The sequence below is a fragment of the Klebsiella sp. 2019SCSN059 genome, assembly GCF_021739525.1.
GTDB classification, from domain to species: Bacteria; Pseudomonadota; Gammaproteobacteria; order Enterobacterales; family Enterobacteriaceae; genus Klebsiella; species Klebsiella quasipneumoniae.
This window is the reverse complement of sequence record NZ_JAKKOM010000003.1, coordinates 331,503-341,766: the sequence shown is the minus strand read 5'-3', so window position 1 is coordinate 341,766 and position 10,264 is coordinate 331,503. Positions and strand designations below refer to the sequence as shown.

The following is a 10,264-nucleotide window of genomic DNA, read 5'->3' as shown; positions in this document are numbered from 1 at the left end:
GGTGCATCCGGGAGGATTCGAACCTCCGACCGCTCGGTTCGTAGCCGAGTACTCTATCCAGCTGAGCTACGGATGCAAAATGGCGGTGAGGCGGGGATTCGAACCCCGGATGCAGCTTTTGACCGCATACTCCCTTAGCAGGGGAGCGCCTTCAGCCTCTCGGCCACCTCACCACACACGCCTCTTTCGAGTGCTTCGAAGAACTTGTTTCTGCTCTTCGTCGCTGCGATGGCGCACATATTACTTTCTGGTACTTATAAGTCAAACACTTTTTCGAGACCTTTTTTCGTTTGCACACTTCGCACGCAATTCGCGTGCAAAAACGGCAAAAAGGGCAATTTATCAACAGGAAATCAGCCCTGACGCAGGCATAACGCCAAACGACCAAAGCAGCAAAGGGTGATGAAAAGCGGTATGGCACAGGGGAAAAAACAGAAAAAGAGAAAAAGCGGCGGTAAGTGATGCGCCTCACTGAACAGCGAGGCGCGGAAACCTTAGTAACTGGACTGCTGGGATTTTTCAGCCTGAATACGCTGGTAGATCTCTTCACGGTGAACAGATACTTCTTTAGGGGCGTTTACGCCAATACGAACCTGGTTACCCTTCACCCCTAAAACTGTCACAGTGACCTCATCTCCAATCATGAGGGTCTCACCAACTCGACGAGTCAGAATCAGCATTCTTTGCTCCTTGAAAGATTAAAAGAGTCGGGTCTCTCGTATCCCGGCATTATCCATCATATAACGCCAAAAAGTAAGCGATGACAAATACCTTGCGGTATAAGCAGTCATGGCATCACATTCTGTTAAACCTAAGTTTAGCCGATATACACAATTTCAACCCGACTTTATCGTTATCGGTGTTTCTCGCGCAAGGTGCCATTTCCCTGAGGTTACGGCACCTATACCCGTCATACTTCAGGTTGCATGTGTGTTGGCTTTCCTCGCTCCCCCCAGTCACTTACTTGAGTAAGCTCCCGGGGATTCGCTGCGTCGCCGCCTTCCTGCAACTCGAATTATTTAGGGTATATGCGCTTATAGTTATTACAGTTTTGCGCTGACCCAGCCTTTCACACTGGCTAACGCTGCAGGGAGAGCAGACGCATCGGTACCACCGGCCTGCGCCATATCCGGACGACCGCCCCCTTTACCGCCCACCTGCTGAGCGACCATACCAACCAGCTCCCCAGCCTTCACGCGATCTGTCACATCCTTAGACACACCGGCAATCAGGGAAACTTTACCGTCTGCGACCGTAGCCAACACCACAACCGTCGAACCCAGCTGGTTCTTCAGGTCGTCAACCATGGTACGCAGCATCTTCGGCTCCACGCCGGCCAGTTCGCTGACCAGCAGCTTAACGCCGTTAATCTCTTCCGCTTTGCTGGAGAGGTTTGCGCTCTCCTGCGCCGCAGCCTGCTCTTTCATCTGCTGCAGCTCTTTTTCCAGCTGACGGGTACGCTCCAGCGCGGCGCGAACTTTCTCGCCGAGATTGTGGCTGTCGCCCTTCAGCAGCTGTGCGATATCGCTGAGCTGATCGCTCTGCGCGTGCAGCATGGCTATCGCGCCCTCACCGGTCACCGCTTCGATACGGCGCACGCCAGCGGCGGTACCGGACTCAGACGTGATGCGGAACAGGCCGATATCACCGGTACGCGCCGCGTGAGTCCCGCCGCACAGTTCAGTGGAGAAGTCGCCCATCTGCAGCACGCGGACGCGGTCATCGTATTTCTCGCCGAACAGCGCCATGGCGCCGGATGCGCGCGCGGCATCGATATCCATAATGTTGGTTTCGATAGCCAGGTTACGACGGATCTGCGCGTTGACCAGATCTTCCACTGCACGAATCTCTTCCGGCTTCATCGCTTCGAAATGCGAGAAGTCAAAGCGCAGCGCTTTATCGTTGACCAGCGAGCCTTTCTGCGCCACATGGGTGCCGAGCACCTGGCGCAGCGCCGCGTGCATCAGGTGCGTCGCGGAGTGGTTCAGACGGATACGCTGACGGCGAGCCTCGTCCACATCGGCCTGCACCGCGTCGCCCACTTTCAGGGAGCCGCTGGCGACTTTACCGATATGACCAATGGCCTGGCCGTACTTCTGCGTGTCGCTGACCGCGAAGGAGAAGCCCGCGCCTTTCAGTTCGCCTTTATCGCCCACCTGGCCGCCGGACTCCGCATAGAACGGGGTCTGGTCGAGGATCACCACGGCTTCCTGACCCGCGCTGACGCTATCCACCGCTTTGCCGTCGATAAACAGCGCCGTCACTTTGCCGTTCAGCTCCAGACGATCGTAACCTTTAAATTCAGAGGCGCCGTCAACGCGGATCATCGCGTTGTAGTCCGCGCCGAAACCGCTGGACTCGCGCGCGCGGCGGCGCTGCTCTTCCATGGCGGCCTCAAAGCCGGCTTCGTCAACCTTGATGTTGCGCTCGCGGCAGACGTCCGCGGTCAGGTCGACCGGGAAGCCGTAGGTGTCGTACAGACGGAAGGCGGTTTCGCCATCCAGGGTGTCGCCTTTCAGCTTCGACAGCTCTTCATCCAGCAGCGACAGTCCGCGCTCCAGAGTGCGGGCGAACTGCTCTTCTTCGGTTTTCAGCACCTGCTCAACCTGAGCCTGCTGCTGCTTCAGCTCTTCGCCGGCGGAGCCCATCACGGCAATCAGCGGGGCAACCAGTTTCCAGAAGAAAGTGTCCTTCGCGCCCAGCATGTTGCCGTGACGGATCGCGCGGCGAATGATGCGACGCAGCACGTAGCCGCGGTTTTCATTCGACGGGATAACGCCATCAGCGATCAGGAAGGCGCAGGAGCGAATGTGGTCGGCGATTACGCGCAGCGACTTGTTCGTCAGATCGGTGGCGCCGGTGACTTTCGCCACGCTGGCGATCAGATCGCGGAACAGGTCGATGTCATAGTTGGAGTTAACGTGCTGCAGCACCGCGGCAATACGCTCCAGGCCCATACCGGTGTCGACGGACGGCTTCGGCAGCGGCTCCATGGTGCCGTCAGCCTGACGGTTGAACTGCATGAAGACGATGTTCCAGATCTCAATGTAGCGGTCGCCGTCTTCTTCCGGGCTTCCCGGAGGGCCGCCCCAGATGTGATCGCCGTGGTCAAAGAAGATTTCGGTGCACGGGCCGCACGGACCGGTGTCGCCCATCTGCCAGAAGTTGTCTGAAGCAAACGGCTCGCCTTTGTTGTCGCCGATGCGGATGATTCGCTCGCGCGGGACGCCTACTTCATTGGCCCAGATGTCGAATGCTTCGTCATCGGTCTCGTAAACGGTGACCCACAGCTTCTCTTTCGGCAGCGCGAACCAGTTCTCACCGGTCAGCAGTTCCCACGCGTATTTGATGGCATCCTGCTTGAAGTAGTCGCCGAAGCTAAAGTTGCCCAGCATTTCAAAGAAGGTGTGGTGACGCGCGGTGTAACCGACGTTTTCCAGATCGTTGTGTTTACCACCCGCACGCACGCAACGCTGCGCGGTGGTCGCACGCGAATAATTACGTTTGTCGAGACCAAGGAAGACATCCTTGAACTGGTTCATCCCTGCGTTGGTAAACAGCAGGGTCGGATCGTTGTGCGGCACCAGGGAGCTGCTGGCAACTACCTGATGTCCCTTGCTATGGAAAAAGTCGAGAAACGCCTGACGGATCTCAGCGGTGCTCTTGCTCATAATTATCCTGAAATCAAGCTACACGTCATCCTTCAAGTCGCCTCTGTCCTGGCTGCGCTTGCTCTTCCGGCACCGAACTGACGTGCGCTGCGGAAGATAGTCTCTCTTGCCGCCCTGATGCAGCTTGAATGATTTTGTGTAAAGGAATAATCGCCCAGGACGCTGCCTGCACTGTCACAACCAGCGGCCCGACGGAATAAAGTGGGAATAAGATAAGTTTTCTTTACGGCGAAGTAAAATCCCGGATGGGTCAATCTGCAAAATTTCGCCAGATTTCCTGGATATCTTCCATCAGGTAGCCACGGTACAGCAGGAATCGCTGGATTTTCACTTTTTCAGTAAAGGCGGATGGTAACGGTTCACCGTATTTACGCTGCGCCTGCGCCCTGGCAAGGCTCACCCAGTCGATATCGCATTCGCGCATCGCCTGTTCAACGGCCTGGCGCGCAATGCCTTTCTGGCTGAGCTCCTGACGAATGCGCGCGGGGCCATAGCCTTTGCGGCTCCGGCTGGCGATGAACTGGCCGACAAAACGATTATCGTCGAGATAGCGGTTTTCGATACACCAGGCCACCACCTGCTCCAGCTCTTCAGGGGTGACGTCCAGCGCCTCGGGGCCGTTTTTGCTCATCACCGGAGCGGCCAGTTTGCGCCGCAGCTCCTGTTCGCTGTGGTCGCGCATCGCCAGGATACGGATAGCGCGGTCCAGCAGACGAGCATAGCCGGATCGGCGTGATGAAGGTTCAGTCACAGGCACCTCAATAATCTAAGAAAAGCAAAAGGGCCGCATAAGCAGCCCTTTATCACTCTGTTAGACGATATCAGAAATCTTGTTCCGTTTCTTCTGCGTCGTTGCCGTCAACGGCGAAGTCCGGCGTAGAGTCCTGGTTGTTGAGCAGCAGTTCGCGCACTTTCTTCTCAATCTCTTTCGCCGCCGCCGGGTTCTCTTTCAGCCAGGTGATAGCGTTCGCTTTACCCTGACCAATTTTGTCGCCGTTGTAGCTGTACCAGGCGCCCGCTTTCTCAATCAGCTTCTCTTTCACGCCGAGGTCAACCAGCTCGCCGAAGAAGTTGATGCCTTCGCCGTAGAGGATCTGGAATTCAGCCTGTTTGAACGGCGCCGCAATCTTGTTCTTCACCACTTTGACGCGGGTTTCGCTGCCGACGACGTTATCGCCCTCTTTCACCGCGCCGATACGACGGATATCCAGACGCACGGAGGCGTAGAACTTCAGCGCGTTACCGCCGGTGGTGGTTTCCGGGTTACCGAACATCACGCCGATTTTCATACGGATCTGGTTGATAAAGATCAGCAGCGTGTTGGACTGCTTCAGGTTACCCGCCAGTTTACGCATCGCCTGGCTCATCATACGCGCCGCGAGGCCCATGTGAGAGTCGCCAATTTCGCCTTCGATTTCCGCTTTCGGCGTCAGCGCCGCGACGGAGTCGACGACGATAACGTCAACCGCGCCAGAGCGCGCCAGCGCGTCACAGATTTCCAGCGCCTGCTCGCCGGTATCCGGCTGAGAACACAGCAGGTTGTCGATATCCACGCCCAGTTTGCGCGCATAGACCGGATCCAGCGCGTGTTCCGCATCGATGAACGCACAGGTTTTACCTTCGCGCTGCGCTGCGGCGATAACCTGCAGCGTCAGGGTGGTTTTACCGGAGGATTCCGGCCCGTAGATCTCGACGATACGGCCCATTGGCAGACCGCCGGCGCCCAGCGCGATATCCAGAGAAAGCGAGCCGGTGGAGATGGTTTCTACGTCCATAGAACGGTCTTCACCCAGGCGCATGATGGAGCCTTTACCGAATTGCTTTTCGATCTGGCCCAGTGCAGCCGCCAACGCTTTCTGTTTGTTTTCGTCGATCGCCATTGTTACTCCTAATCATGCAGGGTGAAGCCTGTTCGCTTCGCCGTTAATATTTGTTCAGTTGAGGCAATTATACTGTATAGTCATACAGTATCAAGTCTTTTGTAGAAATTGTTGCCAGAGCAGATTGAGCGCGTAGGCCGTCGCCTGACGACGCACCGCTTCGCGGTCTCCGGCAAAGCATTCCCGCCGCGTCACCCCTTGCCCGCTGACGCTGGCGACGCCAAACCACACCGTCCCGACCGGCTTTTCGTCGCTGCCGCCATCCGGCCCGGCGACGCCGCTTACCGAGATGGCATAGTCCGCGCGCGCGGCGCGCAACGCGCCGATCGCCATCTCCACCACCACCGGTTCGCTCACCGCGCCGTTGTCCCGCAGCGTCGCTTCGCTGACGCCGATCATTTGCGATTTGGCCTCATTGCTGTAGGTCACAAAACCGCGTTCAAACCACGCTGAGCTGCCGGCAATATCGGTGATGGCTTTCGCTATCCAGCCGCCGGTGCAGGATTCCGCCGTGGTCACCGTCGCGCCCTGTGCCTTCAGCGCCCGGCCGACCTTCTCGCTTAGCTGCATTAATTCTGAATCGGTCATTATCGCCCCGCTTTGCTCCGGATAAAGAGGCCATCAAAGATAGCACTTTCCACAGAGATATGGGGACGAGGTGTGGAATTTACGAGGGGACATCCAAAATGAATCATCCCGGCGGCGCCGGGATGAGAAATTGCACGATTACTTCATGCTGGCGGCGATCAGCGCCACGTTATGACGCATCATTTTGACATAGCTATCCGCGACGCCCCCCGGGGCGGAGAGCGCCTCAGGATAGAGTTCTCCGCCGGGCTGCGCGCCGGTGGCGCTGGCGATCTGCTTCACCAGTCGCGGGTCAAGCTGGTTCTCCATAAACCAGGTATGGACGCCGTCCGCGTTGATTTGCTTAATCAGCGCCGCCACCTGCGCCGCGCTGGCCTCGCTCTCTGAAGAGAGCCCCTGCGGCGCGAGGAAGGTCACGTGATAAGCGCGGCCAAAATAGCCGAAGGCGTCATGGCTGGTGAGAACTTTGCGCTTTGCCTGCGGAATTGCGCTGAACTGCCCTTTCGCCCAGCCGTCGAGGGCCGTCAGTTGCTCGATATAACGCTTGCCGCTGTTCGTCAGCGCCGCTTGATCTTCCGGGTCGGCTTTCACCAGTCCATCGAGGATATTCTGCGCATACAACGCGCCGTTCGCCGCGCTGTTCCAGGCGTGGGGATCGGTCACCGTTTTGCCATCTTCATCGAGGGTATGGGTCTTGACGCCCTTCGACGCCACCACCAGCTCGCCCTTAAAACCAGAGGCCTTAATCAGGCGATCCAGCCACCCTTCCAGTCCCAGACCGTTAACCACCACCACGTCGGCCTTGCTGAGCAGCGCGCTGTCCTTCGGCGACGGCTCGAAGGTGTGCGGATCGCCATCCGGGCCGACCAGGGTGTCCACATGAACATGCTCCCCGCCGACCTGCTGCACCATATCACCCAGCACCGAAAAACTGCTTACCACATTCAGCGTTTTCGCCATCGCCCCCTGCGCCATCAGGCCGAAGGCCAGCGCGACCACTATTGCACTACGTTTCATCATTTCCTTACCCCATCAATTTGCGCCAGCCGACCAGCAGTCGGCTGCGCGTGCCAAAAAACAGCGAAATAAAAAACAGCGCGCTGGCGGTCAGCACGATGGCGGGCCCGGCGGGAAGACTGGCCGCCCAGGAGAGACTCAAACCCAGCCAGGCGCAGAGCGCGCCGGAGAGCGCCGCCAGCAGCAGGATGCCCGGCAGCGTTCGCGCCCAGCAGCGCGCGGCGACCGCCGGCAGCATCATCACCCCTACCGCCATCAGCGTGCCGAGGACCTGAAACCCCGCCACCAGGTTAAGCACCAGCAGCGCCAGAAAAAGCCCATGCAGCAGCGCGGGCAGCCGGCGGTGATTCACCTGCAGCCAGGCGCTGTCGAACGCCTCGCTGACCAGACCGCGGTAGCACAGCGCGATGCACAGCAGCGTCAGGCTGGCGACGCCGCTGACAAACAGCGCCGCGTCACGGTCCACCGCCAGAATGGAGCCAAACAGCAGATGCAGCAGGTCGACGCTGGAGCCGCGCAGCGACACCAGGGTGACGCCCAGCGCCAGCGATCCCAGATAAAATCCGGCAAAGCTGGCGTCCTCTTTTAACGGCGTCCGCCGGCTCACCCATCCCGCCACCAGCGCGACCGCGATGCCGGCGACAAAGCCGCCCAGGGTCATGGCCAGCAGCGACATGCCGCTCAGCAGATAGCCCACCGCCACGCCGGGGAGAATGGCGTGCGACAGCGCGTCGCCCATCAGGCTCATGCGCCGCAGCAGCAGGAAGACGCCCAGCATGGTGGTGCTTAGCGACAGCGCCAGACAGACCACCAGCGCCCGGCGCATAAAGCCGAATTCAATAAAAGGCTGAAAGAAGGTGTGCCAGATCATGCCGACCTCGCCTGGCTGAAGGCCGGGAGAACCGCCCGGGTGGCGCCCCAGCAGGCGCGCCGGGGGGTCAGCAGCAGCGTCTCCGGGAAAAAGTCGGCTACCCGCTGGTTATCATGCAGCACCGCCAGGATGGTCTGCCCCTGCCGGTGCATGTCGAGGATCAAATCCATCAGTTCGCGACTGGTCGCTTCATCAATGCCGGTGAAGGGCTCGTCGAGCATCACCAGCGGCGCCTGCTGCACCAGCACCCGGGCAAACAGCATGCGCTGAAACTGACCGCCGGAGAGCGCTTCGATCGGGGTTTTCGCCAGGCTCGCCAGCCCGACCCGCTCCAGCGCCGCGCCGATGCGTCGCCGGGTATCGCCGCCCAGACCGCGCAGCAGCGACACGCCGGGCCATGCGCCCTGGCTCACCACATCCTGCACGTTGAGAGGAAACTGCGACTCGAGGGCATGGCGCTGCGCCAGCCAGCCAATCACCGGCCGCTTTCCCTGCCAGCGCAGACAGCCACTGACCGGCGGAAGAAACCCGGCGAGGGTTTTCAGCAGGGTCGATTTTCCGCAGCCATTGAGGCCAACGATTGCCGTCAGGCTGCCGGGGCATATCATCCCGCTCAGCGGCGGGGTGATCGCCACCCCGCCATAGCCGGTTACCAGTTGTTCCAGTTCAATCATGGCAGCGTCACCGCCCACCAGGTCGCCAGCCATAGCGCCGCCAGCAGCGTTCCCGCGATGGCCAGGCGCGCCGCGCCGGATGCCATAAAAACCGATGTGAACATATCCCACCTCTATTAAATGTTATAACATAACAATACAGAGGCGAAATAAGATTGTAAATCAGCGTCGGTGAGCGGAAATGTAACAAAGGTCGACAAGCGGCAGGCAAACGGGAAAAAGCAGGAGGATAAACGAGAAGTCCCCGGTCGCGCTGCGCTTACCGGGGCTGCCAACCGGATAACAGACCGTAGCCCGGATAAGGCGTTACGCGCCGCTATCCGGGGAGGCTCGGGAGCGGTCAGCCGGATGACAGTATTAATAACCGCCGCGGGCCTGAGAAACCGCCAGGCCAAGCTGCCAGACGGCCATGGCGTAGTGGGTGCTGTGGTTGTAGCGGGTGATGGTGTAGAAGTTCGGCAACCCGTACCAGTACTCATAGCCGGTGCCGACGTCCAGGCGCAGCAGGCTGGCCTGCTGATGGTTGCCCAGCGGCTGGGTCGGGGTTAATCCCGCCGCCGACAGCTGCGAAACGCTGTATTTGGTTTTGAAACCATTCTCCAGCCCCGGCGCCTGGCCCAGCGCCTGCACCGCCACCAGATCGCCGCTCACCCAGCCGTGCTGTTTGAAGTAGTTGGCCACGCTGCCGATCGCATCCACCGGGTCCCACAGGTTGATATGGCCGTCGCCGTTAAAGTCCACCGCGTATTGCTTATAGGAGGACGGCATAAACTGGCCGTAACCCATCGCCCCGGCGAAAGAGCCTTTCAGATCCAGCGGGTCGTCGCTTTCGCTGCGCGCCATCAGCAGGAAGGTTTCCAGCTCGGAGGAGAAGTATTCTGCACGGCGCGGATAGTTAAACGACAGGGTCGCCAGCGCGTCGAGGATGCGGGTTTTGCCCATCACCCGGCCCCAACGGGTCTCCACGCCGATAATGCCGACAATGATTTCCGGCGGTACGCCGTAGACCTGATAAGCGCGGTTGAGCGCGTCCTGATACTGATTCCAGAACACCACGCCGTTCTGCACGTTATCCGGGGTAATAAACTGTTTCTTGTAGCGCAGCCAGGCGCCGGTCGGCCCGGTCGGCGGCAGGCCGGTCGGCGCCTGACGATCCATCAGCCGCAGAACGTAGTCCAGACGCTTCGCCTGCGACAGGATCTCCTGCAGCTGCTGCCTGTCGAAGCCGTGCTTCGCCACCATCTTATCGATGAACTGCGCCGCTGCCGGGTTGTTGGCGAAGTCGCCGCCCATCTGCATCACGTTATGCTGCGGTTCCAGCAAAAAGCCGCCGGTTCCACTCGCCATCTCCGTTTCCGCGGGAGTCTTGGGTTTGCTGCTGCAGGCAGCGAGGAGCACACAAAGGGGAAGTACAGCCAGAGAGCGACGCTTCAACATGGGAATTCCGTTTAACAAATTCAGCAAGGGATAATTATGGTAAAGCATGCGACGACCAACAAGAAAGCGACAATCTGTTTGTAGACAAAATAGTCCTTCACCGCCCCCCTTCCTGGATGCTGTCAT

At 59.2% G+C, this 10,264-nt stretch carries 9 protein-coding genes and 2 tRNA genes; all 11 read right to left on the bottom strand.

What is annotated here, in order from left to right:
* Nucleotides 1-2: 2 nt before the first annotated feature.
* The 11 genes from L2I46_RS06245 to mltB all read right to left on the bottom strand — a co-directional run bounded on the left by L2I46_RS06245 (nt 3) and on the right by mltB (nt 10,138).
* Nucleotides 3-76 (bottom strand) — tRNA-Arg (locus L2I46_RS06245).
* A 4-nt stretch (nt 77-80) separates the two neighbouring features.
* Nucleotides 81-173: transfer RNA gene (locus tag L2I46_RS06240), tRNA-Ser, on the bottom strand.
* Nucleotides 174-494: 321 nt separating this feature from the next.
* On the bottom strand, nt 495-680 hold the full coding sequence (gene csrA / locus L2I46_RS06235; RefSeq protein WP_000906486.1) for a carbon storage regulator CsrA: 186 nt from the start codon (nt 678-680) through the stop codon (nt 495-497).
* Nucleotides 681-1,043: 363 nt separating this feature from the next.
* Nucleotides 1,044-3,671, bottom strand: a complete 2,628-nt coding sequence (gene alaS, locus L2I46_RS06230; RefSeq protein ID WP_236947622.1) for an alanine--tRNA ligase — start codon at nt 3,669-3,671, stop codon at nt 1,044-1,046.
* 250 nt (nt 3,672-3,921) lie between these two features.
* On the bottom strand, nt 3,922-4,422 hold the full coding sequence (gene recX / locus L2I46_RS06225; protein ID WP_023290764.1) for a recombination regulator RecX: 501 nt from the start codon (nt 4,420-4,422) through the stop codon (nt 3,922-3,924).
* 70 nt (nt 4,423-4,492) lie between these two features.
* Nucleotides 4,493-5,551 carry a recombinase RecA gene (gene recA, locus L2I46_RS06220; RefSeq protein ID WP_004205686.1) on the bottom strand — a complete coding sequence of 353 codons (1,059 nt, stop codon included), beginning with the start codon at nt 5,549-5,551 and terminating at the stop codon, nt 4,493-4,495.
* Nucleotides 5,552-5,641: 90 nt separating this feature from the next.
* Nucleotides 5,642-6,139, bottom strand: a complete 498-nt coding sequence (pncC, locus tag L2I46_RS06215; protein WP_032453814.1) for a nicotinamide-nucleotide amidase — start codon at nt 6,137-6,139, stop codon at nt 5,642-5,644.
* Nucleotides 6,140-6,277: 138 nt separating this feature from the next.
* Nucleotides 6,278-7,156 carry a metal ABC transporter substrate-binding protein gene (locus L2I46_RS06210; protein ID WP_032453816.1) on the bottom strand — a complete coding sequence of 293 codons (879 nt, stop codon included), beginning with the start codon at nt 7,154-7,156 and terminating at the stop codon, nt 6,278-6,280.
* A gap of 7 nt (nt 7,157-7,163) precedes the next feature.
* A complete protein-coding gene (locus L2I46_RS06205; protein ID WP_023290767.1) occupies nt 7,164-8,027 on the bottom strand; it encodes a metal ABC transporter permease in 864 nt (287 codons plus the stop codon).
* Entirely contained in the window at nt 8,024-8,734 is a 711-nt protein-coding gene (locus tag L2I46_RS06200) for a metal ABC transporter ATP-binding protein (protein ID WP_072413489.1), read from the bottom strand. Before L2I46_RS06200 ends, L2I46_RS06205 begins: the two co-directional genes overlap by 4 nt.
* A gap of 324 nt (nt 8,735-9,058) precedes the next feature.
* Nucleotides 9,059-10,138: a lytic murein transglycosylase B gene (gene mltB / locus L2I46_RS06195; protein ID WP_023290770.1), complete on the bottom strand. Its 1,080-nt coding sequence runs from the start codon at nt 10,136-10,138 to the stop codon at nt 9,059-9,061.
* Nucleotides 10,139-10,264 lie beyond the last annotated feature (126 nt).